22 protein-coding genes, 2 tRNA genes and 1 pseudogene are annotated in these 26502 nt (G+C 72.1%); 13 read left to right on the top strand and 12 right to left on the bottom strand.

Annotation, left to right across the window (positions count from 1 at the left end; translation table 11 throughout):
• Positions 1–20: 20 nt before the first annotated feature.
• The 4 genes from Pma05_RS17510 to Pma05_RS17495 are packed head-to-tail and all read right to left on the bottom strand — an operon-like array spanning position 21 to position 4550.
• On the bottom strand, positions 21–1115 hold the full coding sequence (locus tag Pma05_RS17510) for an Ig-like domain-containing protein (RefSeq protein WP_203858472.1): 1095 nt from the start codon (positions 1113–1115) through the stop codon (positions 21–23).
• 28 nt (positions 1116–1143) lie between these two features.
• Complete coding sequence (locus Pma05_RS17505) at positions 1144–2253, bottom strand: FG-GAP-like repeat-containing protein (protein WP_203858471.1); 1110 nt, start codon at positions 2251–2253, stop codon at positions 1144–1146.
• 22 nt (positions 2254–2275) lie between these two features.
• A complete protein-coding gene (locus Pma05_RS17500; protein WP_203858470.1) occupies positions 2276–3403 on the bottom strand; it encodes an FG-GAP-like repeat-containing protein in 1128 nt (375 codons plus the stop codon).
• 40 nt (positions 3404–3443) lie between these two features.
• Positions 3444–4550, bottom strand: a complete 1107-nt coding sequence (locus Pma05_RS17495) for an Ig-like domain-containing protein (protein ID WP_203858469.1) — start codon at positions 4548–4550, stop codon at positions 3444–3446.
• A 266-nt stretch (positions 4551–4816) separates the two neighbouring features.
• Between Pma05_RS17495 and Pma05_RS17490 the strand changes: the two genes are divergently transcribed.
• Entirely contained in the window at positions 4817–6214 is a 1398-nt protein-coding gene (locus Pma05_RS17490; RefSeq protein ID WP_203858468.1) for a PQQ-dependent sugar dehydrogenase, read from the top strand.
• Between the two features lie 470 nt (positions 6215–6684).
• Positions 6685–7200, top strand: coding sequence for a hypothetical protein (locus Pma05_RS17485; protein WP_203858467.1), 516 nt, complete (start codon positions 6685–6687; stop codon positions 7198–7200).
• Positions 7201–7415: 215 nt separating this feature from the next.
• Here the strand turns inward: Pma05_RS17485 and Pma05_RS17480 are convergent, their stop codons facing one another.
• Complete coding sequence (locus Pma05_RS17480) at positions 7416–8357, bottom strand: endonuclease/exonuclease/phosphatase family protein (protein WP_239312593.1); 942 nt, start codon at positions 8355–8357, stop codon at positions 7416–7418.
• Positions 8358–8493: 136 nt separating this feature from the next.
• Positions 8494–9630: a hypothetical protein gene (locus tag Pma05_RS17475; protein WP_203858466.1), complete on the bottom strand. Its 1137-nt coding sequence runs from the start codon at positions 9628–9630 to the stop codon at positions 8494–8496.
• 169 nt (positions 9631–9799) lie between these two features.
• On the opposite strand from Pma05_RS17475, the gene Pma05_RS17470 reads away from it, so the two are divergent.
• The 5 genes from Pma05_RS17470 to arfB all read left to right on the top strand — a co-directional run bounded on the left by Pma05_RS17470 (position 9800) and on the right by arfB (position 14276).
• Positions 9800–10849, top strand: a complete 1050-nt coding sequence (locus tag Pma05_RS17470) for an AAA family ATPase (protein WP_203858465.1) — start codon at positions 9800–9802, stop codon at positions 10847–10849.
• An 83-nt stretch (positions 10850–10932) separates the two neighbouring features.
• On the top strand, positions 10933–11919 hold the full coding sequence (locus tag Pma05_RS17465) for a DUF58 domain-containing protein (RefSeq protein WP_203858717.1): 987 nt from the start codon (positions 10933–10935) through the stop codon (positions 11917–11919).
• A complete protein-coding gene (locus Pma05_RS17460) occupies positions 11916–12875 on the top strand; it encodes a VWA domain-containing protein (protein WP_203858464.1) in 960 nt (319 codons plus the stop codon). Before Pma05_RS17465 ends, Pma05_RS17460 begins: the two co-directional genes overlap by 4 nt.
• An 85-nt stretch (positions 12876–12960) precedes the next feature.
• Positions 12961–13836 (top strand): S1C family serine protease, encoded by an 876-nt coding sequence (locus Pma05_RS17455; protein ID WP_203858463.1) that lies wholly within the window; start codon positions 12961–12963, stop codon positions 13834–13836.
• A gap of 17 nt (positions 13837–13853) precedes the next feature.
• Positions 13854–14276, top strand: a complete 423-nt coding sequence (gene arfB, locus Pma05_RS17450) for an alternative ribosome rescue aminoacyl-tRNA hydrolase ArfB (RefSeq protein WP_203858462.1) — start codon at positions 13854–13856, stop codon at positions 14274–14276.
• A gap of 69 nt (positions 14277–14345) precedes the next feature.
• Here the strand turns inward: arfB and Pma05_RS17445 are convergent, their stop codons facing one another.
• The 3 genes from Pma05_RS17445 to Pma05_RS17435 all read right to left on the bottom strand — a co-directional run bounded on the left by Pma05_RS17445 (position 14346) and on the right by Pma05_RS17435 (position 18378).
• Positions 14346–15383, bottom strand: a complete 1038-nt coding sequence (locus Pma05_RS17445; RefSeq protein ID WP_203858461.1) for an aminotransferase class V-fold PLP-dependent enzyme — start codon at positions 15381–15383, stop codon at positions 14346–14348.
• A 118-nt stretch (positions 15384–15501) separates the two neighbouring features.
• Entirely contained in the window at positions 15502–16419 is a 918-nt protein-coding gene (locus Pma05_RS17440; protein WP_203858460.1) for a 3-methyladenine DNA glycosylase, read from the bottom strand.
• Positions 16420–16524: 105 nt separating this feature from the next.
• On the bottom strand, positions 16525–18378 hold the full coding sequence (locus Pma05_RS17435; RefSeq protein WP_203858459.1) for a hypothetical protein: 1854 nt from the start codon (positions 18376–18378) through the stop codon (positions 16525–16527).
• A 151-nt stretch (positions 18379–18529) separates the two neighbouring features.
• On the opposite strand from Pma05_RS17435, the gene Pma05_RS17430 reads away from it, so the two are divergent.
• From Pma05_RS17430 to Pma05_RS17420, 3 genes are all read left to right on the top strand, one after another.
• The gene (locus Pma05_RS17430) at positions 18530–19333 is read left to right on the top strand and encodes a fumarylacetoacetate hydrolase family protein (RefSeq protein WP_203858458.1); all 804 of its coding nucleotides are present in this window, start codon (positions 18530–18532) and stop codon (positions 19331–19333) included.
• Between the two features lie 100 nt (positions 19334–19433).
• Positions 19434–19505: transfer RNA gene (locus tag Pma05_RS17425), tRNA-Gln, on the top strand.
• An 84-nt stretch (positions 19506–19589) separates the two neighbouring features.
• A tRNA-Glu gene (locus tag Pma05_RS17420) sits at positions 19590–19662 on the top strand.
• A 354-nt stretch (positions 19663–20016) separates the two neighbouring features.
• On the opposite strand, the gene Pma05_RS17415 is transcribed toward Pma05_RS17420, so the two are convergent.
• Positions 20017–20703, bottom strand: a complete 687-nt coding sequence (locus Pma05_RS17415; RefSeq protein ID WP_203858457.1) for an IclR family transcriptional regulator — start codon at positions 20701–20703, stop codon at positions 20017–20019.
• A 49-nt stretch (positions 20704–20752) separates the two neighbouring features.
• Here Pma05_RS17415 and leuC point away from each other — a divergent pair, with 49 nt between their 5' ends.
• The 3 genes from leuC (at position 20753) to Pma05_RS17400 (ending at position 23578) form a co-directional block, all read left to right on the top strand.
• The gene (gene leuC, locus Pma05_RS17410; protein ID WP_203858456.1) at positions 20753–22207 is read left to right on the top strand and encodes a 3-isopropylmalate dehydratase large subunit; all 1455 of its coding nucleotides are present in this window, start codon (positions 20753–20755) and stop codon (positions 22205–22207) included.
• 15 nt (positions 22208–22222) lie between these two features.
• On the top strand, positions 22223–22810 hold the full coding sequence (leuD, locus tag Pma05_RS17405; RefSeq protein ID WP_203858455.1) for a 3-isopropylmalate dehydratase small subunit: 588 nt from the start codon (positions 22223–22225) through the stop codon (positions 22808–22810).
• Between the two features lie 174 nt (positions 22811–22984).
• On the top strand, positions 22985–23578 hold the full coding sequence (locus Pma05_RS17400) for an HU family DNA-binding protein (RefSeq protein ID WP_203858454.1): 594 nt from the start codon (positions 22985–22987) through the stop codon (positions 23576–23578).
• Positions 23579–24093: 515 nt separating this feature from the next.
• On the opposite strand, the pseudogene Pma05_RS17395 reads toward Pma05_RS17400, so the two are convergent.
• Positions 24094–24891 (bottom strand): annotated as a pseudogene (locus Pma05_RS17395) (NUDIX hydrolase); the annotation flags it as partial.
• Positions 24879–26408 carry a CYTH and CHAD domain-containing protein gene (locus Pma05_RS17390; RefSeq protein WP_203858453.1) on the bottom strand — a complete coding sequence of 510 codons (1530 nt, stop codon included), beginning with the start codon at positions 26406–26408 and terminating at the stop codon, positions 24879–24881. The pseudogene Pma05_RS17395 and the gene Pma05_RS17390, both read right to left, overlap by 13 nt.
• Positions 26409–26502 lie beyond the last annotated feature (94 nt).

Raw genomic sequence — 26502 nt, 5'->3', positions numbered from 1 at the left:
TCTGTTCCCAACGCCCGCCGTCACCTGACGATGACGAGGGTGACCGGAGCATCGCTGGTCCGGCCGTCCTGGCTGATCCGGTAGACGAACCGGTCGGTCGCGTTGGACGAGCCATCCGGGGTGTAGGTGATGCTCCGGTCAGGGTTGACCTCGACCGCGCCCGCGGCGGGCGGGCTCACGATGTCCACCGTCGCCCGCGTGCTGATCTGGTCGTTGGCCAGCGCCGCGATCCGGGTGGACCCCTGAACACTGACCGTCATCTGATCCGGTACCGCCAGCGGCGAGGCGGCGAACGTACCGTCGCCGAGGGACAGGAAGGTGGTGATCGGGGTGGTCCGTTGGTAGTAGGCGATCACGTCCGGCATGCCGTCGGTGTTGGCGTCCAGGACGTGGACGGTCCGGCTCTGCGAGCCGTCGTCCCCGCCGAGTAGCTGGACGACGGTGCCGTCGTCGAGCACGACGGCCACCCCCTGGGAAGGCTGGCCGGTGCAGCCGTCGCGGTAGGCGATGGCCAGGTCCGTCGCGCCGTTTCGGTCGAAGTCGGCCAAGCCGTACTGGAGTGAGCGGGCGCAGTAGCGCACCGGGCCGGGGACGAGGGTGCCGGTGCCGGTGTTGAGATAGCTGGCGAAGCCTTGCCCCTGATCGGTCCACCCGTAGACGTCGAGCAGCCCGTCGGCGTTGAAGTCCGCCCGCCCCAGCGCGTTCGGCTTGGCGAGTCCGTCGAGTTGGACCGACATCCGAAAGTCCCGGAGTACGACCAGGTCGGGCGCGTTCCGGCCGTTGAGGCCGCCGTACCGGCCCACCACCAGTTCGGCCCGGCCGTCCCGGTCGAGGTCGACCGCCACGCCCAGGTCCGGGCAGCCGCCACCGTTGGGAAGGGCGTACTCGTGTGGCACCGCCGCCCCGTAGCCGCTGCCGGCCCGGCCCGACTCCACCAGCACCACGCATCGATCCGAGGGGTCGGTACGCAGCCTCGCCCGGTCGAGCAGTCCGTCGCCGTCCAGGTCCCCGAGGATCGGATCGCCCGGTCCTCCCGCGTAGGCCGGACGGGCCAGCCCGCCGACCGAGGCCATCAGCAGCGCCACGATCGCGGCGGCGAGGCGACTGTTCCGCATGGCGTTCTCCCGGTGTCGGGTCGGCTGGTCAGCCGACGAGTGTCAGGCTGACGGCAGCGTTGCTGGTCCGGCCCTCGTCGGTGATCCGGTAGACGAATCGGTCGGTGTGACCGTGCACGGGGTTGGGCGTGTAGTTGATGACGCCGTTGGTGGTTACCTTGACGGTGCCGTATCGCGGCGGGGTCCAGATGGTGACTTTTGCCCGGGTGGTGGCGTAGTCGTTGGCCAGCACCCGCAGGCCGGTGGTCTTCACGCCGCTCACCGGGTAGGTGTCCCGAATGGCGACCGGTGCGCGGACGAAGGTGCCGTTGCCGACGCCGATGAAGGTGGTGACCTGACCGCCGATCTGCGCATATGTGGTCACGTCCGGTATGCCGTCGCCGTTGGCATCGATGACCTCGAGGTTCCAGCTCTCGACGCCCGCCACGTCACCCTGGAGGTCGACCTGGGTGCCGTCGTCGAGTACCACCACGACGCCGCTGAAGTACGTGCCGCAACCCTCGATGTAGGCGATGGCGACATCCATCGCACCGTTGCGGTTGAAGTCGGCGAGTCTGTATTGAAGTGGGCCGGAGCAGTACTTCACCGGGCCGGGCACCAGCTTGCCGGTGCCGGTGTTGAGGTAGGTGGCGAAGCCCTCCCCCTGGTCGGTCCACTCGTAGACATCCGGTCGTCCGTCTCCGTTGAAGTCCGCCCGGCCGATGAAGCTCGGCTGGAAGATGGCCTCGAACCCGTCCGTCACCGTGTAGTTCCGCAGCAGCAGCAGGTCGAAGTCGACGCCGGGTGGACGGCCGGCGAACCACCCCACCACCAGGTCGGTTTCCGGCGCATCGAACATGTCGACCGCGACGCCCAGGTCCGGGCAGGGCGAATCAGACGGCAGCACCAGATAGGTGTGACGGGTCGGCGGCAGGAGACCGCCGCCGGGCGCACCCAGCCGGACCAGGACGACGCAGTCGGTCGATCCGCCCTGGCTCGCGTCGAGTTCGGCCATGTCCGGCCGGCCGTCGAGGTTGAGGTCGGCGACGATCGGTTCGTTCGGTCCACCGGCGACGGCCGGCGCCGGGTCACTCCCCACGATGGCGCCCACGGCGAGCGATCCGGTCATGACGACGATCGCCAAACGGCTGCTCCGCATGCTGCTCACTCCCTCGATCGGGCTAGTCGGTCCAATGCAGATAGACGACCGCGCTGCTTCGTTTGGGGCCCTCGGCGACCTGGTAGGTGAACCGGTCGGTCGTGCCGTGGCTGGCACGTGGCCGGTAGACCACCTGGCGACCGGTGGTGACCTGTGTGGTGCCGTACCGGGGAGGGGTGGTGACGGTGACGGCGGCCTGGCTGGTGACGTAGTCGTTGCCCAGTACGGTGATCGACACCGCCTTGGTGCCGGTGAGGGGGACGCTGTCGCTGTTTGCCCGGGGCGACTCGACGAACCGGCCGGTGCCGGTGTTGATGAAGAAGTCCACCTCGCCGGTCAGGCGCGACACGGTCCGGATGTCGTCGAACCGGTCGCCGTTGGCGTTGACCACAGCCGTGGTCCAGGTCTCCAGCCCGACCGGGTCGGCCTGGAGATCCTGTCGGGCGCCCCCGTCCAGCACCACGTTCACGCCACTGGCGTCGGTGGCCGACAGACACCGCTGGATGTAGGAACTCACCAGGTCGGACGCGCCGTTGCGGTCGAGATCCGGGAGCTGGAAGGTGAGCGGCCCGGCGCACCAGGCGACCGGACCCGGGGTGAGGGTGCCGTTGCCCAGGTTCAGGTACGTCTCGATGCCCTGACCCTGGTCGGTGACCGAGTAGACGTCCTGCCGCCCGTCGCCGTTGAAGTCGGCGGTACCCAGGAAGTACGGGGCGAAGACCGCCTCGGACAGACCGAACGCCGGCTGGAACTGGTTGTTCAGCACCATCAAGTTGAAACCGCTCACCGGCGGTGGGCCCGGATACCAGGCCACCACGAGTTCCTGCCGCCGGTCTGAGTCGAGGTCGACGGCGACTCCGAGATCCGGGCAGCGGGCGCCGATGCCGGTGCCGCCGGGACGGAGGTAGACCGATGCCACCGGCGGTCGGAATCCTCCCGACGCCATGCCGTACTCGACGATCACCGCGCACAGGCCCGGCTGCACCACTCCGAGGGTGATCCGGTCGGTGCGGCCGTCGCCGTTCACGTCGCCGGAGATCTGCTCGTCCCGGCCGGCGGCCCAGGCCAGGGTGGGAACCAGTACTCCCACCCCGATGATCGCTACCACCAACGTCAGCACCGCCAGGACGGCGGTTCCTCTACGCCACATCTCGCCTCCCGGCACGTCCCGGTGCGTCGGCTCGCCCGGCTCAACCGGGGAACCGGATGTTGACCCGGGCGCTGCTTCGCTTGCCCTCTTCGGTGAGTTGGTAGGTGAACTGGTCGGTCCGGCCGTGGTGTGGGTTGGGCCGGTAGACGATCCGCCGGTCGGAGAGCACCTGGACGGTGCCGTACCGGGGCTGGCCGGTGACGGTGACGGTGGCGTACCGGCTGGCGAGGTCGTTGGCCAGTACCTCGATCGCCAGCGCCTTGGTGCTGGTCAGCTGGACGAGGTCGGTGTTCGCGTCGGGCGCTCGGGTCAGGAAGAACTCTCCGCCCTCGCCCGTGTTGATGAAGTAGCTGACCTCGGCGGTGCTCTGGTTGACGGTCCGTACGTCGGGAAACCGGTCGCCGTCGGCGTTGACCACCCGGGCGGTCCAGGCGGTCCGCCCGGTCGGGTCGAGTTCGAGTTGCGCGGTGCTGCCGTCCGCACGGATCCGGACCACCCCGCTGCTGCCGTCGGCACAGGCGTCGGTGTACGCCACCAGGGCACCTTCGACGCCGTCGCGTTCCCAGTCGGTGACCTGCACGTTCGGGACGTCGACCGTGCAGAACCGGATCGGCCCGGCCACCACGACGCCGTTCTGGACGATGTAGCTGACGAGCCCGCCGGGTCCGACCGAGTAGGGCGTGGGCGGCTGACCGGGGGCGAACACCGCCGCGCCGATGAAGGTGGGATGGAGGATCGGCGACGCGTAGGTGGCGATGGGCTGGAAGGCCGGCGGATCCAGCACGATCCGGTTGTAGGAGAGCGTGGGCGGGGCACCCTGGCTCCAGGCGACCCACAGCTCGTCGAGACCGTCGAGGTTGACGTCGACGGCCACCCCGAGGTCCGGGCAGACTCCGACGTCGCCGTCCGGCCGGAGATAGACGAAGGCGAGCGGGGGCTCGAAGACACCGGGCGACCGGGCAAACTCGACGATCGTGGAGCAGCGGTCGGGGGCGACGCCGCCGAGGGTGGCTCGGTCGGTGAGCCCGTCCCCGTTGTAGTCGCCGAGGACCGTCTCCCCGGGCGTGCCGGCTTCGGCGGGTACGCCCGTGCCGAGCGCGGCGACGGTGATGATCGCGACGATCGTGGCGAGACGCTTGGTCCACATAGCACACCTTGCTCCGGTTTCGGCTAGCGCGTCCGGGCCAGCACCTGATTGCTGACGCTAGACCCGATTAGTGGGGATCAATTCCACAATGACCGTGATCCGACACCCGAGCTGCACCGCTGTTACCGCAGGTCAGGGCACATGCGCCGCTACCCGCCACCCGGTCGGTCGGCCAGCCGACTGCCGCCGTCGACGGGTCCACCGAGCCTGCTTATGTCGGCCATGTCCGGTAGATGGTCATCGAGGCGGAAAGTCAGGAGGTAGCCATGTCCAGATCGATACGTCGTGGAGTGATCTACCTGCTGGCGGGGGTACTCGCCGTCGCCGGGGTGGGAGGGATCGCCCCGGCGCGGGCGGCCCTGCCGCCGGGCTTCACCGACCAGGTGGTCTTCGCCGGCCTGACCGAGCCGACCAAGGTGGCCTTCTCCCCGGACGGTCGCGTGTTCGTCGCCGAGAAGAGCGGCTTCGTGAAGGTGTTCGACAGTCTCGCCGACTCCACCCCGACCGTCTTCGCCGACCTGCGTCGGCAGGTGTTCGACTACTCCGACCTGGGTCTGGTCGGGCTGGCGTTGCCGCCCGGCTTCCCGACCCGCAATCCCTGGGTGTACGTCAGCTACACCTACGACGCCCCGATCGGCGGTACGGCCCCGACGTACGACGATCGCTGCTCGACATCGGACCGTTGTCTGGTCAGCGCTCGGGTGTCCCGGCTCGTGATCAGCAACCGGCAGCTCGTGGAGCGGGTGCTGCTGAACGACTGGTGCCAGCAGAGCGACACCCATTCCATCGGCGACATCGCGTTCGCCTCGGACGGCGCGCTGTTGGTGGCCGGCGGGGACGGCGCATCCGGCGACGTCGTCGACTACGGCCAGCTCGGCAACCCGACCAACCCGTGTGGTGACCCACCCGCCCCGGTCGGCGGAGCGATGACCCCGCCGACGGCCGAGGGCGGAGCGTTGCGTGCCCAGGACGTCCGCACCCCCGCCGACCCGACCGGCCTGTCCGGCACCCTGGTCCGGGTGCACGAGACCACCGGCAAAGCGCCCGCGGACAACCCCCTGGTCGCCAGCCCCGACCTCAACACCCGGCGGATCGTCGCGTACGGGCTGCGCAACCCCTTCCGGTTCGTCTTCCGGCCCGGTACCGGCGAGGTCTGGCTCGGCGACGTCGGCTTCCGTACCTGGGAGGAGATCGACCGGTTGGTCAACCCGCTCGCCTCGCCGGTGCCCAACTACGGCTGGCCGTGCTACGAGGGCGCCGGCCAGCAGCCCAACTACCGGGCCGCCCGGCTCGACCTCTGCCAGACCCTGTACGCCGCGCCCGCCGGCTCCGTCACCGCCCCGTACTACGCCTACCAGCACAGTCAGGCCGTAATACCCGGGGACGGCTGCCACATCCCGGACGGAGCGACAACCGGTCTGGCCTTCTACCCGGCCGCCGGCGGCTACCCGGCCAGGTACCGGCGCGCGCTGTTCTTCGCCGACTACGAACGAGGATGCGTCTGGGCGATGCGAGCCGGCGCCAACGGCTTACCGAACCCGGCGACGATCGACCTGATCACCGCCGACGCGGGCGGGCCGGTCGATCTCGCCCTCGGCCCGGGAAACGAGATCTACTACGTGAACCTGGCCGGCGGCACGGTACGCCGACTGCACTTCGGCTGACACCCGCCTGCCCCGAAGGAGGCAAATGTGAGAGGCGAATGGAGAACGCATTTCTAGTTCGCGTTCCCGTCTGCTTGCCGGGGCAGTTTTGTGGACGTGTGGGTAGGCCGGGACAGGGGTGAAACCGCTATTGACCTGCCGCTTTGCCGAATGCTATGTTCGCTCGTGGTTGTTGAGTGGACACTCTGAGTAGCATCGGCTGGTGAATGCGGGGCGACGATCGGCGCCGGTCGGGCGTTCAACCAGCGAATCATGCGTGCGTCAAGGACTGACGCAGCCCTCGTTCGTCCGGTGACTCGCCGTCGGAGGTGCCCGTGGTAATTGTCGGGCGGCCAATTTCGGTCACGAATCGGGACGAGCGGAATCGGGACGGTGCGGGGGCGTACCCGGAACAGCAGGTCGACAGTTCGGACCATCTCCATCGTCGGAGAGACCATCACCATCCTGGGTAGAAAGAAAGAGATGACGTCATGGCCAGAATTCTTGGACGTAAGGCGATCCTGCTAGTCGTCGGAGCACTCGCGTTGACCCTCGTCGGTGGCGGTATCGCCGTCGCTGGCCCGAGCCACCGCACCGACCCCGACGCGGTCCAGATCAACGGCAAGGTGGTCCAGCAGCCGCCGGTCACCCAGGCCGACATCGACCTGGCCAAGGCCGCGCTGCTGAAGGGCGACGCGAGCGTCCAGGCGTCGAGCGCGCAACTCTTCGCCGTGGTCAGCGCCAACGGCGGCCTGATCCGGGGTAGCCAGGCGGTCTCGGCGACCTCGCTGGGCCTCGGCCTCTACCAGGTGGTCTTCAGCGTGCCGGTGGCCACGGGGGCGTTCGTCGGCGCGATCGGGTTGACCGGCAGCGTCGGCACCTCGCCGTCCGGCCTCATCTCGGTGGTCGGCCGGACCAACCTGGCCCAGGGCGTCTTCGTGCAGACCTGGAACGCGGCCAATGTGCCGGCCAACCGGAGCTTCCACCTGTCGGTGTTCCTGCCCTGACCCCCCGGTGCCCGCCGGCCTCCGTGTCCCCCCGAACGGACACGGAGGCCGGCGGCGACCTGGTGGGGTGCCGGCCGGACGGCCACCAACCGGCGCCGTGCCACCGGGCGATGTAGCGGAGCGACGGTCGGCGCCGGTGAACCAGGCAACCGGCGAGGAGCGGCCCCGGCGCGATATCGCCGACGGAGTCGAACCCCCCGGCGCCGCCGTCCCGGTCAGCGCGCCGGCAGGGTCAGTTCGGCGAGTACCGGGCGGTGGTCGGAGCCGGGCAGCCGGAACACCGCCACCCGGTCGACCGCGATCCGCCGGTCCACCAGCACGTGGTCGATGGTCACCGGCGGGATCGGGTCGCCGTCGTACGGGCCCCAGGTGCCGGTGAGCCCCGCCCCGACCGAGTCGGCGGCGTCGGCGTACCCGGTGTCGAGCAGGTCGCGCAGCGGGGCGTGGTCGAGGGTGGCGTTGAAGTCCCCGGCCAGGATCCGCAGCGGCCCGTCCGGAGTGGCCGGTGGCTGGGCCCGCAGGTCCGCGCGCCAGGCCGCCAGCCAGGAGAGCGTGGCGGGCGCCATCGGATGCGCCGACTCCAGCAGCACCGCCGGACCGTCCGGGGGCTGGACCGTGGCGTACGCCTGGGAGAAGCCGCCGCCGTTGCGCCGGGTACCGGTCTCCCGGAGCGGATGACGGGAGTACAGCGCCGAGCCGGTCGTGCCGACCTCGGGATTGACCTGCCGGTACGGCAGCAGCCCGGCCAGGCCCAGCCGGTCCAGCGCCGCCTCGGCCGCCGGGGTGAACTCCTGCGCGGCGAGCACGTCGACCCGCTCGGTCCGGACCAGCGCGACGAGCGCTTCCGGCTCGGCAGCCCCGGCGAGCAGATTGGCGGTGAGTACCCGCAGCGACGTCCCGTCGGCGGACGGCTGACCGTCCGGCAGCGCCCGGGGCGCGACCAGCGCGACCAGCACGAGCACGGCGACGGCCGCGGCGCCCGCCGGCCACCAGCGCCGGGCGGCCAGGGCCAGCCCGAGCGGGAGCAGCACCCAGGCCAGCAGGTACGGCGTGAACGCCACAAGTTGCACCAGCGGGCCCCGCTCCAGCCCGGCGACCCGTACCGCCAGCAGGGCGAGCACGGGCAGAACCAGGAGCCAGCAGAGTCCGGTCAGCAGCGGCCGGCGCGTCCGGGTCGGGGCGGCCGGTGGCTCGGCTGACGGCTCCGGGTCGAGATCGACATCCACATCCACACCGGCACGCTATCCGTCGGGTGTGCGCAGCCGGTGAAGAACGTGTGCGGGGGTGCCGGATCTAGTGCGGGCCGGGCCAGGTGTTGGTCAGCACCCCGGTCAGCGCGTCGTACTGGTAGACGGTGGTCCGGTGCGGCCGGGTCGACTGCTGGTCCTTCACCTGGGCGACCAGTACGCCGATCTTGACATGGTCCCGGCTGACCACCGAGCGCCACGGTACGCCGTCCCGGGCGACGTCGACCTGGTGCGAGAAGTTCCCGTCCGGGGCGGTGATCGAGTAGCGCGGCCCGGCCGGCGGGTCGATGTCCAGCCCGCCGTCGGCCCGGATGGTGAGGGTGACGACCAGGTTGTTGTCGAGGTCGTGGATCTGTGCCGGGTCACCGGCGTAGAAGCGGCTGCGGCCCTGACCCTGGATGTCCATCCCGTTGTAGAAGGTCTTGCCCTCGGCGTCGACCCAGAAGTGCGGCACGTGCGCCCGGGGCGCACCGTAGGTGAGGCCGGGGTAGTAGGCGAGGTGCCAGTGCGGCGGGTTGTCCGGGTGCAGCGCGTTGTTGGTCTCGAAGCCCATCAGCGAGAAGAAGTGGCCCTTGCGCTTCGCCTCGGTGACCAGCCCGGAGTCCTGGAGCACCGCCTCGCTGGCGACCAGATAGTTGATCACCGAGGCGGCCTGCGTCGCCGGCCAGGCGACGCTGGTCCACGGCCCGGCGACCCGGTCCGGGTCGTTGTGCTCGATCCGCCAGTGCAGCCCGCTGGAGGTGGATGGGCTGAGCATGCTCCAGACCTGCACGGTCGCCTGGTTGGCGTCCACCGACGACCAGGTCACCGGCAGGGTGAAGCTGATCCGGTAGGGCGCACCGGCGTGCCGGCCGATCGCCAGCCGGGTGTCGGAGGCGACCACCGAGCCGACCCAGGTACCCGGCCAGTCGACGGTGACCGTCACCGCCTCGCTGCGCGGCCCTCGGACGAAGGAGTAGTACTCGGCCCGGCTGGCCACCTGGGTCGCGGCGCCGGGGACGAGTTCGTAGCCGACGGGCAGGGTGATCTGCGGTGTGCCCGGTTCGCCGGGGATCGCCTTGACCAGCCGGAATCCCGCAAAGCTCGGCGGGGGAACCGGATCGGGTGCCGCCGCCGCGGGTGCCGCGAAGGCCAGCACCGAGGCCGCCGCCAGCAGTATCGCTCCGCACCGTCGCAACACCACAGTGCCTCCCCGTTTCGTCCCGTCCCGGCTCCGCTGACGGGTTTGTGTGCCGTCGATTTTATTGGTACGTCGAAGGTTTCGAGCGCCCCGAGTGGTGCGTGTGACGGAACTTGTCGTGACACTGCGGTGACCGGGGGTTTGCCGCCGGTGAGGTCGGGAAGCCCGCACCGTGACGGACATGTCAGACACCGTGGCCACCCGCCCCAGGCCGGTCGAGACGGCTTCCGCCGGCCCCGAGCTGGAGCAGGCCCTCTTCGAGGTCAAGCGGGTGATCGTCGGGCAGGACAGGTTGGTGGAGCGGCTCTTCACCGCGTTGCTGGCCGACGGGCACTGCCTGTTGGAGGGCGTACCGGGGGTGGCGAAGACGCTCGCCGCGCAGACCCTGGCCACCACGGTCGGTGGGGCGTTCTCGCGGATCCAGTTCACTCCGGACCTGGTGCCGTCGGACATCGTGGGTACCCGGATCTACCGGGCGTCGGCGGAGAGTTTCGACGTGGAGCTGGGTCCGGTGATGGCGAACCTGGTGTTGGCCGACGAGATCAACCGGGCGCCGGCGAAGGTGCAGTCGGCGTTGCTGGAGGCGATGGCCGAGCGGCAGGTGTCGATCGGTGGCCGGAGTTATCCGGTGCCGGAGCCGTTCCTGGTGCTGGCGACCCAGAACCCGATCGAGTCGGAGGGGGTCTACCAGCTACCGGAGGCGCAACGGGACCGCTTCCTGCTGAAGATCCTCGTCGACTATCCCACCGACGTCGACGAACTGGCCATCCTCTACCGGATGAGCGCGGAGCGGCCGACCGCGCGGGCGGTACTCGATCCGGAGCGGTTGCGCGTACTCCAGGACCGGGCCTCCCGGGTCTTCGTGCACCACGCGCTCGCCGAGTACGTCGTACGGCTGATCCTGGCCACCCGGGATCCGGCCCGGTTCGGGGTACCGGAGGTGGCACCGCTGCTCACGTACGGGGCGAGTCCGCGGGCCACCCTGGGGCTGGTCGCCGCCGCCCGGGCCCAGGCCCTGTTGCGCGGCCGGGACTACGTGCTCCCCGACGACGTACGCGAACTCGCCGCCGACGTGATCGCGCACCGGCTGGTGCTGTCCTTCGACGCGATCGCCGACGGGGTACCGGCCGAATCGGTGGTACGCCGGCTCGTCGAGGCGGTCCCGCCGCCCCGGATCGCGCCGACCCGTGAGGAACAGCGGCGCGGCCTGGCGGTCGCGTGAACCGGGTCAGCCGGATCGGTCGGGCCGGCCGCACGGGCCGGGACGGTCGCACGGGGCGGGACGCCCGGACCGGCCCGGACGACATGCGGCGGGACAGTGCCGATCCCACCCTGGGTCAGCTCGCCCCCGAGCACCGGCTGCGCCGGTTGGAACTTCTGGTCACCCGCCGGCTCGACGGGCTGCTGCATGGCCAGCACCTCGGCCTGCTCCCCGGGCCCGGCAGCGAGTTCAGCGGCGCCCGGGAATACCGGCCCGGGGAGGACGAGGTACGCCGGATGGACTGGGCGGTGACCGCCCGGACCACCCTGCCGCACGTCCGGGAGGTCGACGCCGACCGGGAACTGACCACCTGGCTGCTGGTCGACTCCACCCCCAGCATGCACTTCGGCACCGCCGAGCTGGACAAGCGGGAACTCGCGGTGGCCGCCACGGCGGCGGTCGGCTTCCTCACCGCCGGGGTCGGCAACCGGCTCGGCGTACACCTGCTCGACAGCGCCGGGATCCGCCGCTTTCCGGCCCGGACCGGTCGGACCCACCTGTTGGGCCTGCTCAACATGCTGCTCGCGGCGCCCCGGCGGGACACCTCCGGCAGCGCCCCGTCGCTCGCCGACGCGGTGACCACGCTGCACCGGGCCGCTGCCGGCCGGGGCCTGGCGGTGCTGGTCTCCGACTTCCTCGACGGGCTGCCCGAGACCGAGGACGGCACGCCGGCCTGGGAGCAGGCGGTCCGCCGGCTCGGCGTACGCCACCAGGTGCTGGCGGTCGAGGTGGTCGACCCGCGTGAACTGGAGCTGCCGGACGTCGGACTGGTCACGCTGGTGGACCCGGAGACGGGCCGGCGGCGCGAGGTGTCCACAGCGGACCGCCGGCTCCGGGAGCGGTACGCCGCCGCAGCGGCCGGCCAGCGTGAACTGGTCCGGCAGGCGCTGCGCCGGGCGGGTGCCGCGCACCTGTCGCTGCGTACCGACCGGGACTGGGTCGCGGACATCGTCCGACACGTACACACCCAGCGGCGGCTGGCCGGGGCGACCCGGCCGCCCGTCTCGGCGGTACGGGGAGGCGCGGCATGACCTGGCAGTCACCGGAGCGGCTGTTGCTGCTGCTCGGCGTACTCGGGCTCGGCATCTGGTACGTCTTTCTGCAACGCCGCCGCAGCCGGTACGCCGTCCGGTTCACCAACCTGCGGCTGCTGGACCGGGTCGCGCCGGACCGGCCGACCTGGCGCCGGCACGTGCCGGCCGGGTTGTTCCTGGCCATGCTGGCGCTGCTGGTCGTCGGCTTCGCCCGGCCCGAGGCGGAGGTCAGGGTGCCCCGGGAGCGGGCCACCGTGATGCTCGCGGTGGACGTCTCGACCTCGATGCTGGCCACCGACGTCGAACCGGACCGGCTGGCGGCGGCGAAGTCGGCGGCGCACCGGTTCGCCGAGACGCTCCCCGACGAGTTCAACGTCGGGCTGGTCGCCTTCGCCGGCAGCGCGGCGGTACTCGTGCCACCCGGCACCGACCGGTCGGCGCTGCACTCCGGAATCCGGCGGCTCGCCGAGGGCAGTACCGGGGTGCAGGGCACCGCCATCGGGGAGGCGATCGGCACCTCGCTGGAGGCGATCAAGACCTTCGACGCCCAGGCCGCGAAGAACCCGCCGCCGGCCCGGATCGTGCTGCTCTCCGACGGGGCGAACACCTCCGGCCGCGATCCGATGGCCGCCGCCGACGAGGCGGTGCAGGTGGGGGTACCGGTGCACACCATCTCGTTCGGCACCGCCGCCGGCTACGTCGCCCGGGGCGGCCGGCCGATAAGGGTACCGGTGGACGGGCAGACCCTGCGGGCGGTCGCCGAGCAGACCAAGGGCGGCTACCACGAGGCGGGTACCAGTGCCGAGCTGCGTGCCGTGTACGAGGACATCGGGACATCGGTCGGCTACCGCACGGAGAAGCAGGACATCTCGGCCCGGTTCATCGGCATCGGGCTGCTGTTCGCCCTGGCGGCGGCGGGGGGCTCGATGGCCTGGTTCTCCCGGCTGCCGTAGGTCCGTGCCGGACCGGCTCGCCCAGCCGTGCCGGCCCGGTACACCCGCTGCCCTGATCGGACGATGGACTGACGAGGAGTGAGCTATGGCAACGCAGACCGGGCTCGGCGAACCCCGCGGCCCATGGTTCATCTCACCCGACCTCGAACCGGACGGGCGCGGGGTTCCGGGCGTACCCGGTGAGGTGCTGGCGGCCGACCGGGCGACCCGGCGGCGTCGGGCGCTGCTCGCCGCGCTGGCGGTGGTCGCGCTCTCCATCGGCTCCGGCGGCCTGGCCGGCGGCTACGTGGCCAGCCAGGAGACCTCGACCGAGCGGGGCAAGGCGGCGCAGGCCGCGGTCCCGGCCGACCTGGTGGCCGCCGCCGCGCAGGTGGTGCCCGGCGTCGTCTCGGTGATGGTGGCCGGGGGCGGCAAGTCGGCCAGCGGCTCCGGGTTCGCCATCGACGACCTCCAGCACATCGTCACCAACGACCACATCGTGGCCCGGGGCGGCGGCGGGGAGCCCGGCGGCGCGGTGATGGTGGAGACCTCGGACGGCCGGCAGTTCCCGGCCCGGCTCGTCGGCCGGGACTCCAGCAGCGACATCGCGGTGCTCCGGGTGCCGCCGTCGGCCGGGCTGACGGCGCTGCCGCTGGCCAAGCCCGGCGCCACCCGGGTCGGTGAGCCGGTGCTCGCGGTCGGCTCGCCGCTGGGGCTCGCCGGCACGGTGACCGCCGGCATCGTCAGCGCGCTGGACCGCCAGGTGAAGCTGGGCGACAACCGGCACAGCGCGGTGCAGACCGACGCCTCCATCAACCCCGGCAACTCGGGCGGTCCGCTGGTCAACGCCCGGGGTGAGGTGGTCGGGGTGAACACCGCGATCGCCACCATCGACGGGAGCGGGTCGATCGGGATCGGGTTCGCCATCCCGATCGAGCAGGTGCAGCAGACGGCGGACACCATCATCGGCAAGGGCGGCTGAGCCGTACGGTTGACGACATGGCACCCCTGACCATCCGACCGGGCCTCGTCATCCCGGAGGCGGAACTCAACTGGCGGTTCTCCCGGTCCAGCGGCCCGGGCGGCCAGGGCGTGAACACCACCGACTCCCGGGCCGAACTCTCCTTCGACGTGGCGAACTCGACGGCGCTGCCGGAGCGGCTCAAGGCCCGGGCGCTGGACCGGCTCGACGGCCGGCTCACCGACGGGGTACTGACGGTCTCGGCGTCGGAGCACCGGGCCCAGCTCCGCAACCGGGAGGCCGCGCAGGCCCGGCTCACCGCGCTGCTGGCCGACGCGATCGCGCCACCACCGCCGCCGAGGCGACCCACCAAGCCGAGTCGGGGCGCCAAGGAGCGCCGGCTCGCCGAGAAGAAGCGCCGTGGCCAGCTCAAACAGTCCCGCCGACCCGACGTGGAGTGACGCGGCGGTTGTCGGGTCAGGCGGCGGTTGTCGGGTCAGGACGGTTACGGGTACGAGGCGCAGATGCCGTCAGGACGTCAGGGCGGTGAGGGCCAGGTCGACGTCGTGCTCGGTGGAGTAGAGATGGAACGAGGCGCGTACCCGACCGGCCCGGACCGCCGCCCGTACCCCGGCCGCCGCCAGTTTCTCCGCCGCACCGGGTACGTCGACGGTGACGATCGCGCTGTCCCGGTGCGGCTGGCCGAGACCGGTCAGGAACCGGTTGGCCAGCCTGACGTTGTGCTGCCGGATCGCCGGTACTCCCACCTCGACGAGGAGTTCCAGGGCCGGAGCCGCCCCGACGAAGCAGAACCAGGCCGGGGAGAGGTCGAACCGGCGGGCGTCGTCGGCCAGCCGTAGCGGCGGTCCGTAGTAGGAGGCGTGCGGGTCGGAGCCCGCGTACCAGTTGGCGGCCAGCGGGGTGATCCGGTCCCGGATCCGGGGGCTGAGACAGCCGAACGCCGCACCACGCGGCGCCATCAGCCACTTGTACGCGCCGACCGCGACCACGTCCGCCCGGCCGGCGTCGAACGGCAGCCAGCCACAGCCCTGGGTCGCGTCGACCACCGTCAGCGCGTCGTACGCCTCTGCGGCGGCCAGGATCTCGTCGTACCGGGCGACGCTGCCGTCCGCCGACTGGACCAGGCTGAACGCGACGAGGTCGGTGTCGGCGTCGATCGCCTCGGCGAGCCGGTCCGCCGGTACGGTGCGGACCCGCACCCCGCGCTCGGCGTGCACCAGCCAGGGAAAGAGGTTGGAGGTGAACTCCACCTCCGGGACGAGCACGGTCGCTCCGGCGGGCAGCGCGGCGCCGACCGGGGCGAGCAGTTGGGAGACGGTCGCCCCGACGGTCACGTCCGAGACCGGTACCCCGACCAGCCGGGCGAAGGCGGCCCGGGACCGCGCCGTCGAGTCGTCCCAGCCCTCCCACGAGGTACGCCCGACGCGCCAGTCGGCGAGGACGGCCTGGAGCGCCTCCCAGGCCGGCTCCGGCGGCAGCCCGTAGCTGGCGGTGTTCAGCCAACCCGGCTCCGGTTTCCACAACTGCCGCGCCTCAGCTAGATCCACTAGGCCAGCGTAGTGCGGCCGTCCGGAGACGGGGTGTGACGACGGTTACCGGCGCTCGGTCGCGTTGTCGGGCTCGGTCGCGTTGTCGGGCTCGGTCGTGCTGCCGGGCTCGGTCGCGTTACCGGCGCTCGGCCGCGTTGTCGGGCTCGGTCGTGTTGCTCGGCTCGGTTGCCGCCAGCGCGGCGAGCAGCCGGGTCCGGAGCGGGGCGGCCCGCTCGGCGAAACCGCGCTGCGCGGCGGCGTATTCGGCCCGGCCCTCGGGGGTCTCCACCCGGACCGGCGGATAGCCGAGCGCGGCGAGGTCGTACGGGCTGGCCCGCATGTCCAGCGCGCGGATCTCCCGGGCCAGCGCGAACGCGTCGCCGACCAGCTCGCTCGGCACCAGCGGGGAGAGCTTGTACGCCCACTTGTAGAGGTCCATGTTCGCGTGCAAACAGCCCGGCTGCTCGTTGTCGTGCTGCGCCTCGCGGCTCGGGGCGAGCAGGTTCAGCGGTCGGGCCGGCGCGGTGAAGAACCGGTACGCGTCGAAGTGGCTGCACCGGATCCGGTTGTCCTCCACCACCCGGGCGGTCTGCTCGGGCGAGAGCCGCAGCGGCCAGGCGTTGTGCCGTACCTCCGCCTGGGTCTGCCGGTAGACCATGGCCCACTCGTGCATCCCGAAGCAGCCGAACTGGCCGGGCCGGCCGGCGGTACGGGTCAGCAGGGTGCGGATCCAGTCGACCGAGTCGCCCCGGCGCCCGAGTACCGCCTCGGTGTCGAGGGTGCGGCCGGCGGCCTCGGCACGGTAGTCCCGGCCGAACTCGGCCGGATCGGCGTCCCGGAGCAGCACGCCCGCGCCCGGATGCCAGCGGCGCAACTGCGCCGGCCGGTGCGAGTAGTAGGTGAAGAGGAAGTCCTGCACCGGATGCCGGGTGCCGCTGCCCCGCCGCGCGAGGTGCGGCACCAGCCACTCGTCCACCCGCCGCTCGTGGGCCGCCCGCCGGGAGCGCCACTCCGCCGCGTCCAGCACGACGGTACGGGCGAGGGCGGCGGTCACCGCTCCAGGGTACGGCGCCCACCGGTCCGCCCTGCCCAGCGCCGCCGGGCCGCCCTGCCCAGTGCGTGCCCAGTGCCGCCGGGCCGCCCTGGCCAGAATGCTTGACTAGTGCGGCACGTCGACGCTGACCCCGGCGGAGAAGACGGCGCTGCGCAGCTCGATCCGGGTCGGTTCGACCGCACCGGTCGAGGTGAACACCAGCGGCATGATCAGGCGCTGACCGGCCGGTACCGGTTCGCCGAACGGGTCCTTGCCGGCGTTGGCGATCTGCGTCGCCGGTACGTCGGCACCGACCCAGTCCCCGCTGGGCAGGTACGCCCGTTGCAGGGTGCCGTGCCACTGCTGGCTCTTGTCGGTCAGGTTGCGTACCCCGAGGATCGCCTGACAGCCGCCGGGTGCCGGCGGGCAGACCAGCCGGTAGACGGTGAACTCGAAGGCGCTCTCCCGCAGGGTCGTACCGACCGGCCCGGCCACGGTCTTGCCCACCCACGCCCCGCTGGACGGTTCCCGGTTGGCGTTGATCGCGCTCACCTGGCTCGACCCGGTCCACGCGGTGAGCGCGGCCAGGGCCACCGCCAGCACGGCGGCGGAGCCGACCACCACCCAGGCCGGCGGCTTGGGACGCCGTCGGGGCGGCCGGTAGGTGGCGGCCGGATGCGGGGCGGGACGGGCCCGGCCGACCACCGGGGCGAGTTCCTCGTCGGTCGGCTCCGGCGGCTCCGGTACGGGCTCCTCGGCCGGCTCCTCGCTGTCGGTCGGCGCGGATGCGCGGGGCGGTATCGGCGCCCTGCCCACGTACCGGGCGCCGCCGGCGATGCCGACCAGGCCAGCCGGTTCCCCGTCACCCGGTGCGGCCGGTTCGTCGGCTCCGGCCAGTCCGCCGTCCCGGAGCAGACCGCCCCCGTCGGCCAGTACGTCGTCCTCGGCCGGCCGGCGCTGTTCCACCGGACCGCCGCCGTCAGGCCCTGGCTCCTCGCCCCCGGCCCGGTGACCGGCCGTACCGAGATCCCCGGCCATCGGGCGTCCTGCCGGGCCGGCCTGCTCCGCCAGGGCGGCCTGCTCCGCCGCGCCGCCGATCCGGGGGTGGCCGGTGGCCCGCCGTACGCTCTCCGGCACCGGGATCTTGTGGTCGCCGCGTACCCGGGCCCGGGCTCGGGCGATCGGGTTGCCGGACCTGCGGACCCGCCGGGCCGCCGCGGCGGCCTGCTTCTCGGCGGCGCGCTGCTCCGCCGCCCGTCGCTTCGCCTCGCGTTTGGCGGCCCGCCGGTCCGTACCGTCGCCAGGCATGGTGTTGACCTGGTCGGCGGCGCGCCGTCGACGCCGTCGCCGCCACGAGAGCGCACCGCCGGCCGCGGCGAGCAGCAGCAGCGCCGCGAGGGCGGAACCCAGCAGGGCGCCCCGGCGCCACCAGGGCGGGGAGGCGGCTGCCTGCGCCTGTGCCGAGTCGTCCGAGCCGGAGCCGGCGGCGGCTGCCCGAGCCCGGTTCCAGGTCGCGGTCGCGCAGTCGTACGGCATGTTCCCGCCCGCGACGAAGGCGCAGGCCGGGGCGGTGACGTCGACCCCGGCGGCCGGTGGCACCAGGGTGGTGGTGAGCAGCGCGGCGCTGCGGGCGCCGAGCTGGACCTGCCAGACCACCTCGGAACCGAGCTGTCCCGGCATGGTGCCGGGCGCGCTGGCCGCCCCGCCCTGGCTGATCATCGCCGGTGTGGCGCCCGGCGGCAGCTCCTGCCGGACGGTCGTCTTCACCATGCCGTCGGTACCGTTGCGCACCCGGATCTCGTAGCGGGGCGCCGGATGGCCGGACGTGGTCATCGCGACGGTGATCAGCGGGCTGGTCGGCCGCACCGGCGCACCGGCGGTGGTGGCCGCTTGGGTGGTGGCGCCGGGCGCGGTGGCGGCCAGCAGGCAACCCGCGATCACCGCCCCCACCGCACGTAGTCGGATCGATGCAGGTATCACGAAGTCTCCTCCCGACCAGACGCTAAGCCGGACGGGTGGCCGGCCGGCGGGGAAGGATCGAACCCCGCTCGGTGACCGGACCGCTGCGGTAGGGTGCCGCCTCGCCGTACGCGCCACCGGCGGCGACTCCCGGTGGGGATAGATTGGCGGCGTGCGTATCGCTCGTTTCGCTCATGCAAAGGGAATGTCGTTCGGCGTGGTCGAGGGTGACCCGGCGGCCGGCCCCGAGGGGTTGACGGTGGCCGAGATCGAGGGCCACCCGTTCGGCGAGATCCGGTTCACCACCGCCCGCTGGGCGCTCGCGGACGTCCGGCTGCTCTCGCCGATCCTGCCGAGCAAGGTGGTGTGCGTCGGCCGCAACTACGCCGAGCACGCCGCCGAACTCGGCAACGACGTACCGGCCGAGCCGCTGCTCTTCCTCAAGCCGTCGACCTCGGTGATCGGCCCCCGGGACGCGATCCGGCTGCCGGCCCAGTCCAAGCAGGTCGAGCACGAGGCCGAGCTGGCCGTGGTGATCGGGCCGCCGGGTGCGCGCCGGGCCGACCGGGCCGCCGCCGCGCAGGCCATCTTCGGCTACACCTGTGCCAACGACGTGACCGCGCGGGACCTGCAACGCTCGGACGGCCAGTGGACCCGGGCCAAGGGCTTCGACTCGTTCTGCCCGCTCGGCCCGTGGATTTCGACCGGCCTGGACGTCGGCGACGTCGAGGTCCGCTGCGAGGTGGGCCGGGGCGCGGACGAGCCGGAGGTACGCCAGCTCGGCCGGACCAGCGACATGGTCTTCGACGTTCCGACCCTGGTGTCCTATATCTCACACGTGATGACGCTGCTCCCGGGTGACGTAGTGCTGACCGGCACTCCGGCGGGGGTTAGTCCGATCGTCGACGGGGATACCGTCACGGTCCGCGTCGGCGGGATCGGCGAGCTGTCGAACCCGGTGGTGACCCTCGACTGAGGTCCGGCAGGCGGCGGCGGTACGGCGTCGCCCGGTACCGACCCGATTTGGTCTCCACCACGGGGTCCGGTAAAGTTCGCTTTCGGTGCGGGAGCACCGATGGGGTATGGGGTAATTGGCAGCCCGACTGATTCTGGTTCAGTTAGTCTAGGTTCGAGTCCTGGTACCCCAGCAGCCGAAGCTCGAAAGGGCGACGGAAGCTGGTCTCTGGTAGAGTTCAGCAGCGTTGATCGCAAGGTCAACAACGGAAAGTCCTGGCCCCGTCGTCTAGCGGCCTAGGACGCCGCCCTCTCAAGGCGGTAGCGCCGGTTCGAATCCGGTCGGGGCTACGACCGACGGTCCGCGTCACTCCGGTGGCGCGGGCCGTTTCCGTTCGTACGCCACCCAGGAACGCGCGCCTGCGCGCCTGCGCCGGTCCGTCTGTCGTCGACATGCCGTCGGCTGCGACCTGCCCTCGGCGTCGAGATCTCGGCGTCGAGATCTCCTCGGCCGGCTGGGTCGCTGGGTCAGTTCCCGATGTCGAGCATCGCACACCGGGCCTGACCTGGCACCCGAAACGAATCACTTGCGCTGCTGGCCTGGGTGCCGATCGGTCGGGCGCCCTGCCGCGCGTGGGTCGGCCCGGTGGATCGGCCACGTGGATCGGCCCCGCGCGGCAGCGGTCGTTGCCGGCGCGGGGCGGGTTACAGGCCGCTCAGGCGTTGGCCGGCCCGGACCACGGCCATCGCGTGCCGGTCGCCGGGGCGTCGGCCGAGCCGCTCGATCGGCCCGGAGATGCTGATCGCGGCGATCACCCGACCGGTCCGGTCCCGGATCGGCGACGAGACGCTCGCCACCCCGGCCTCGCGTTCGGCGACGCTCTGCGCCCAGCCCCGGCGGCGTACCTCGGCGAGGGTGCGGCCGGTGAACTTGCACCGGGGGAGCAGTGGCATGACCGCCTCCGGCGGCTCCCAGGCCAGCAGGATCTGCGCGGCGGAACCGGCGGTCATCGGCAGCACCGAGCCGACCGGCACGGTGTCGCGCAACCCGCTGGCCCGCTCGGCGGCGGCCACGCAGATCCGCTCGTCGGCCCGGCGCAGATAGAGTTGCGCACTCTCGCCGGTCGCGTCCCGGAGCGCCGAGAGCAGCGGCTCGGCCGCGGTCAGCAGTACGTCGGGGGCGGCGTTCGCCAACTCGCCCAGGCGCGGACCGGGGCGCCAGCGTCCCGCCGTGTCCCGGACCAGCATCCGATGGATCTCCAGGGCCTGGGCCAGGCGGTGGGCCGTGGCCCGGGGCAGCTTGGTGCGATCGACGAGTTCGGCCAGGCTGGCGCCGTCGACGCAGGCGGCCAGGATGACCACCGCCTTGTCGAGAACGCCGACACCGCTCATACTGTGTCCCACAAGCCGAAACCTACCTCCCAGAATTTAGGATGTCCAGATGGTGGGAGTCACTCCAGAGCCGTCCTCGCCCAGGACCCTGGCCGAGAAGGTCTGGGATGCTCACGTGGTGCGATCCGCTGACGGTGAGCCGGATCTGCTCTATATCGACCTGCACCTGCTGCACGAGGTGACCAGCCCGCAGGCGTTCGACGGGCTGCGGATGGCGAACCGCAAGGTCCGCCGACCCGACCTCACGCTCGCGACCGAGGACCACAACACCCCGACCGGCTATGACGATCCGTCGTTCCGGTCCCGGCGCGGTGACCTGCTCACCATCGCCGACCCGACCTCGCGGACCCAGATCGAGACGCTGCGCCGCAACTGTGCCGAGTTCGGCCTCCGGCTGCACCCGCTCGGCGACGACAACCAGGGCATCGTGCACGTGATCGGGCCGCAGCTCGGGCTGACCCAGCCGGGCCTGACCATCGTGTGCGGCGACTCACACACGGCCACCCACGGCGCGTTCGGTGCGCTGGCCTTCGGGATCGGGACCAGCGAGGTCGAGCACGTACTGGCGACCCAGACCCTGCCGCAGAGCCGCCCGAAGACGTTGGCGGTGACCGTGATCGGCGAGCTGGCCCCCGGGGTCACCGCCAAGGACCTGGTGCTGGCGCTGATCGCCCAGGTCGGCACCGGCGGCGGGCGCGGCCACATCGTGGAGTACCGGGGCGAGGCGATCAGCGGGCTCTCCATGGAGGGCCGGATGACCATCGCCAACATGTCCATCGAGTGGGGCGCCAAGGCCGGGATGATCGCGCCGGACGAGACCACCTTCGTCTACCTGAAGGGGCGGCCGAACGCCCCGCAGGGCGCGGACTGGGATACCGCCGTCGAATACTGGCGGACCCTGCCGACCGACCCGGGCGCCACCTTCGACAGCGAGGTGGTGCTGGACGCGAGCCGGATCAGCCCGTTCGTCACCTGGGGCACCAACCCGGGCCAGGGCACCGCGCTGAACGCGGCCGTGCCGGACCCGGAGGACTTCGTCACCGACGCCGAGCAGACCGCCGCGCGGCGGGCCCTCGAATACATGGCCCTCAAGCCCGGCACCCGGCTCCGGGACGTACCGGTGGACGTGGTCTTCGTCGGCTCCTGCACCAACGGCCGGCTGGAGGACCTCCGGGCCGCCGCCGACGTGCTGCGCGGGCACCGGGTGGCCGACGGGGTACGGATGCTCGTCGTACCCGGGTCGGCAGCGGTCCGCGAGGCGGCCGAGCAGGAGGGGCTGGACCAGGTCTTCACCGAGGCGGGCGCCGAGTGGCGGTTCGCCGGCTGCTCGATGTGCCTCGGCATGAACCCGGACACCCTCAAGCCGGGCCAGCGCTCGGCCTCGACCTCCAACCGTAACTTCGAGGGCCGGCAGGGCCGGGGTGGGCGTACCCACCTGGTCTCGCCACCGGTCGCCGCCGCCACCGCCGTGGTCGGTCGGCTGGCCGCGCCGGCCGACCTGTGAAGGGGCTGACCTGAGATGGAAAAGTTCACCGCGCACACCGGTACGGCGATCCCGCTGCGCCGGTCCAACGTGGATACCGATCAGATCATCCCCGCCGTGTACCTCAAGCGGGTGACCCGGACGGGCTTCGCCGATGGGCTCTTCAGCGCCTGGCGGGAGGATCCGGCATTCGTACTCAACGATTCCTCATATTCCGGGGCGTCGATTCTGCTCGCCGGCCCCGAGTTCGGTACGGGTTCCTCCCGCGAGCACGCCGTGTGGGCGCTGCGCGACTGGGGGTTCCGGTCCGTCATCGCCCCCCGCTTCGGGGACATCTTCCGGGGGAACGCGCTCAAGGAAGGGCTCCTGCCGGTCGAGCTTGAATTGAAGGCCATCGAGGTCTTGTGGGAGTTGGTGGAGTCCGACCCGACGGCCCGGATCACGGTCGACCTGACCGCTCGGGAGGTCCGGGCCGGGGACGACACCTGGTCCTTCCCGATGGACGACTTCAGCCGCTGGCGGCTGATGGAGGGCTTGGACGACATTGGACTGACCCTCCGGCATGAGGCGGACATCACCGCGTACGAGGGGCGGCGATCCCCCTTCCGGCCCGTGGTGGCATAGGCCGAACCGCCGACCGTACAGTCGTTTTCGCCCCCGCCGGTTCGCCCGGTGGGGGCGAATCCGTTGCGACACAAAGGGTTTTTTCGAGCAGATGTTTGTGTCCCGGTGGCACAGGGCATACCGTGCGCGCAGAATGGCTCGCGTTGAGTCCAGTTGCACATTGGGAGGGAAGTCGTGAACAAGGCCGAGCTCATCGAGGCTCTCGCCGCTCGTCTGGGGGACCGGAAGTCGGCGACGTCGGCGCTCGACGCGGTCCTCGCGGAGGTCCAGGCGGCGGTCACCAAGGGCGACCGGGTTGCCATCACCGGGTTCGGGGTGTTCGAAAAGCGCGTGCGCGGTGCTCGAACAGCCCGCAACCCCCGTACCGGTGAATCGGTGAAGGTGAAGAAGACATCGGTTCCGGCCTTCCGGCCGGGCGCCGGTTTCAAGGAGATGGTGGCCAGCGGCAAGGCCCCGAAGAACACCGTGGCGGCCAAGAAGGCCGCTGCGGCGTCGACGGCCAAGTCGACCGTTGCCAAGAAGACGACGACCAAGAAGGCGGCACCCGCCAAGACGACCGCCACCAAGGCGGCGGCGAAGAAGACGGCTCCGGCGAAGAAGGCCACCGGCGTCAAGAAGGCCACCACGGCCAAGAAGACGACGACGGCGAAGAAGACGACGGCAGCCAAGAGCACGTCCACCCGCGCCACGGCGACCAAGAAGGCCACCACGGCCAAGAAGGCCAGCACGGCCAAGAAGGCTCCGGCCAAGAAGGCCGCCAAGCGCTGATCCGGGTACCGTCAGGGCGCCTCCGGCTCGTCCGGGGGCGCCCTTTCCCGTTGTCCGGCGCGGAAATCCGGGGTCGGGTGGTGCCATCCCCGCAGGTCGACGGGGCGTTAACGCCGCTCAGCGGCTCCTGGACGGCACGAAACCCCGGGCTCGACCTCGGGGGTACCCACGGACCTTCAGCCCCGGCAGAGCCCGCGCTGTCCCGGTCAGGGCGCGACGGCGGCGAGCCGGTCCGCCCCGTCCAGCCGGCTGGCGCCGACCAGCCGGTCGCCACTGAAGGCGAGCAGCCAGCCGGTGCCCTTCCTGGTCCGGAAATCCTGCCCGGAACCGGGAAGCGCGACGGGACCGGCCGAGCCGAGAGAACCGGTCGAGCCGACGGAGTCACCGGCCGAGCCGACGGAGTCACCGGTCGAGCCGACGGAGTCACCGGTCGAGCCGAGAGAACCGGCCGAGTCGATGGGACCACCGGTCGAGCCGACGGGGCCGGTTGGGGCGGCCGGGTCGGTCCAGGCGGCCGAAGCGGCGGCCAGCCGGACCAACGCCTGCGGAATCACCTTGCCCTGACTACAGACCGCCGCCGGTTCGCCGCCCCGGGCCAGTTCGAGCAGGGCTCCGGCGGCGGCCAGGGCGTTCTCCTCGGGGTCCTGCCCCGGCTTCGGCTCGTCGTACCCGGAGTCCACCTCGATCGGCAGGTCGAGCAGTTCGGCGAGCGGACGCAGCGTCTGTACGCAGCGCAGGGCCGCCGCCGAGCGGAGGCGTACCGGGTGGAGTAGTGCGAGCAGTCCGGCCAACTCCCGGGACTGGGCCAGGCCGGCGGTGTCGAGCGGGCGGGCGGTGTCCGGCCCGGACCAGGTGCCCCGTTTGCCGGCCGGGGCGTGCCGGACCAGCCCCACTACCACGCTCACCGGCGGCAGGGCGGCGAAGTCCTCCAGCACCCGGACGTCGTGCGGATAGCTGACCAGCCGGGCGGCCTCCGGCAGTGGCAGCCAGCGTACGGTGTCGACCTCGGTCTCCGGCTGGAAACCGCCGCTGCCGGCGGCCCGCATGGACCAGAACTCGACCGTCTTCGGGGTACCGTCCCGCATCCGGTAGTGCACCGGGGGCAGCCGTACCTCCGGGACCCCGCGTACGTCGGCCTCCTCGGCGACCTCGCGCACCGCGGCGGTCAGCGGATGTTCCCCCGGATCCAGCTTGCCCTTCGGCAGCGACCAGTCGTCGTAGCGGGGGCGGTGCACCAGGCACACGAGTATGCCGTCGGGGGAGTGGCGCCAGACCACGCCACCCGCCGCCCGGATCGGGGTCACCCCAGCCATGCCGTCCGGCGTCCCCGGTTCGCCTGTTGCCACGCGTCAGGGAAGGCGGCCCGGACGGCCCGGACGGCGGCCCGTTCCCGTTCCACCAACCGGCCGGCGGTGACCGCGACGGCGTGGTCGCCCGGGTCCTGCTCGGCGATCGACAGCCAGGTCTCGGCGGCGACCGCCGCGTCCTGGTGCTCGCCGAGCAGGTCCTGCACCTTCGCCAGCGCCCTGGCCAGCTTCGCCGCGTCGCCGCCGAGCACTCCGGCGACGGCGTCGACCGCGTAGCGGGCCCGCTTGCCGTTGATGCGTACCGCGTGCCAGCGCTCGTCCGGGGCGGCCGGGTCGAGGTCGGCGGCGCCGTCGGTCTCGTCGTCGCCGTCGGTCAGCCGGTGCCAGGGGCGGGCGACCAGTCGGGGGAGTACCTCGTCGGCGGGCCCGTCGGCCCGGGCGGTCAACTGCGGCGTCCGGGCGGCGTCGACCAGCGCCTCGACCAGGGCGTGGTAGCGCGCCGAGCCCAGCGCCTCGTCGACGGCGGCGAGGGCGGCCTCGTGCCGGGCCACGAGGACCCGGTCCATCCGCTCCACCGCCGCCGGGTCGAGCGGGCTCAGCGGGTCGGCGGCGGCCGTCCGGGACAGCCGGGCGCGCAGCACCTCGGCGTCCCGGGCCTGCCCCAGTACTCCGGCCAGCCACTTCAGCTCGTCCCGCAGCGGTGCGGCCCACGCCTTGCGGACCAGCGGCCCGAACGTCCGCAGGTCGCTGCGGAGCCGTCGACAGCCGACCCGCATCTGGTGTACGGCGGTGTCGTCGTCGCCGACCGGTGCCCGCAACCGGACCAGCGGATCGTGTGCGAGCAGCCGGCCGACGCTGCGCCGGACCGCCACCGAGACCACGTCACCGGCGCTGGGCAGCTCGGGCAGCTCGCCCGGCGGCACCAGGTCGGGGGCTGCCTCGGCCACCGAACCGAGTGCCCGGACGTGCTTGGGAGTGAAGGCACCGGCCCGGGCGCCGGACCCGGTCAGCGCCGACTCCACCGCGTCGAGCAGTTCCCGCCCGCCGTCCTTGCGCTCCAGCTCGATCTCCCGGAACGTCGACCGGACCTGCTTGCCGTCCAGCACCTGCACCGCGTCGTCGGCGAGTTCCGCCAGCACCCGGTCGGTGTCGTCGCGCAGCTCGTACGCCCGGCGTACGGTGCGGACCGTGGCGGCCGGCCCGAGTTCCGCGCCCCGGGAGTATGCGGTGACCAGCGCGACCAGGTCGGCCGGGGTGCTCTTCGGCCGGCCGGTACGGGAGATCTCGTGCCGTACGCCGGGGCTGTCGGCCGGAAGTTTGACCGTCCAGGGCAGTTCGTCACCCTTGCGGTGCCGCAGCGACACCCCGGCCCGGGCCAGCCGCAGGTCGGTGGTGTCGAGGTAGGTCGCGGTGAGCGTCACCGGGGGCAGCTCCACCACCCGTACGCCGTCCGGCACGACTCCGGAGAGGTCGGGCAGGGTGAACTCCGGGTCGACGTCGTACTTCCGCTCCTCCTCCAGCATCGGCCAAGCCTAGTCCGGAATGTCGGCTCCGCCGACCGTCTGCCGCTCGGGGGCCGCCCAACGGCTCACCTGGCGGCCCGCGCGAATCACTCGG

This window comes from Plantactinospora mayteni (genome assembly GCF_016862935.1).
Classification (GTDB): domain Bacteria; phylum Actinomycetota; class Actinomycetes; order Mycobacteriales; family Micromonosporaceae; genus Plantactinospora; species Plantactinospora mayteni.
This window is presented reverse-complemented; position numbering and strand designations above follow the sequence as displayed.

What these genes read in the sequence shown, in the direction of transcription:
- Pma05_RS17510 (WP_203858472.1), bottom strand. Translation starts at nt 1,115, where the DNA reads ATGCGGAACAGTCGCCTCGCCGCCGCGATCGTGGCGCTGCTGATGGCC.
- Pma05_RS17505 (WP_203858471.1), bottom strand. Translation starts at nt 2,253, where the DNA reads ATGCGGAGCAGCCGTTTGGCGATCGTCGTCATGACCGGATCGCTCGCC.
- Pma05_RS17500 (WP_203858470.1), bottom strand. Translation starts at nt 3,403, where the DNA reads ATGTGGCGTAGAGGAACCGCCGTCCTGGCGGTGCTGACGTTGGTGGTA.
- Pma05_RS17495 (WP_203858469.1), bottom strand. Translation starts at nt 4,550, where the DNA reads ATGTGGACCAAGCGTCTCGCCACGATCGTCGCGATCATCACCGTCGCC.
- Pma05_RS17490 (WP_203858468.1), top strand. Translation starts at nt 4,817, where the DNA reads ATGTCCAGATCGATACGTCGTGGAGTGATCTACCTGCTGGCGGGGGTA.
- Pma05_RS17485 (WP_203858467.1), top strand. Translation starts at nt 6,685, where the DNA reads ATGGCCAGAATTCTTGGACGTAAGGCGATCCTGCTAGTCGTCGGAGCA.
- Pma05_RS17465 (WP_203858717.1), top strand. Translation starts at nt 10,933, where the DNA reads ATGCGGCGGGACAGTGCCGATCCCACCCTGGGTCAGCTCGCCCCCGAG.
- Pma05_RS17460 (WP_203858464.1), top strand. Translation starts at nt 11,916, where the DNA reads ATGACCTGGCAGTCACCGGAGCGGCTGTTGCTGCTGCTCGGCGTACTC.
- Pma05_RS17455 (WP_203858463.1), top strand. Translation starts at nt 12,961, where the DNA reads ATGGCAACGCAGACCGGGCTCGGCGAACCCCGCGGCCCATGGTTCATC.
- arfB (WP_203858462.1), top strand. Translation starts at nt 13,854, where the DNA reads ATGGCACCCCTGACCATCCGACCGGGCCTCGTCATCCCGGAGGCGGAA.
- Pma05_RS17415 (WP_203858457.1), bottom strand. Translation starts at nt 20,703, where the DNA reads ATGAGCGGTGTCGGCGTTCTCGACAAGGCGGTGGTCATCCTGGCCGCC.
- leuC (WP_203858456.1), top strand. Translation starts at nt 20,753, where the DNA reads ATGGTGGGAGTCACTCCAGAGCCGTCCTCGCCCAGGACCCTGGCCGAG.
- leuD (WP_203858455.1), top strand. Translation starts at nt 22,223, where the DNA reads ATGGAAAAGTTCACCGCGCACACCGGTACGGCGATCCCGCTGCGCCGG.
- Pma05_RS17390 (WP_203858453.1), bottom strand. Translation starts at nt 26,408, where the DNA reads ATGCTGGAGGAGGAGCGGAAGTACGACGTCGACCCGGAGTTCACCCTG.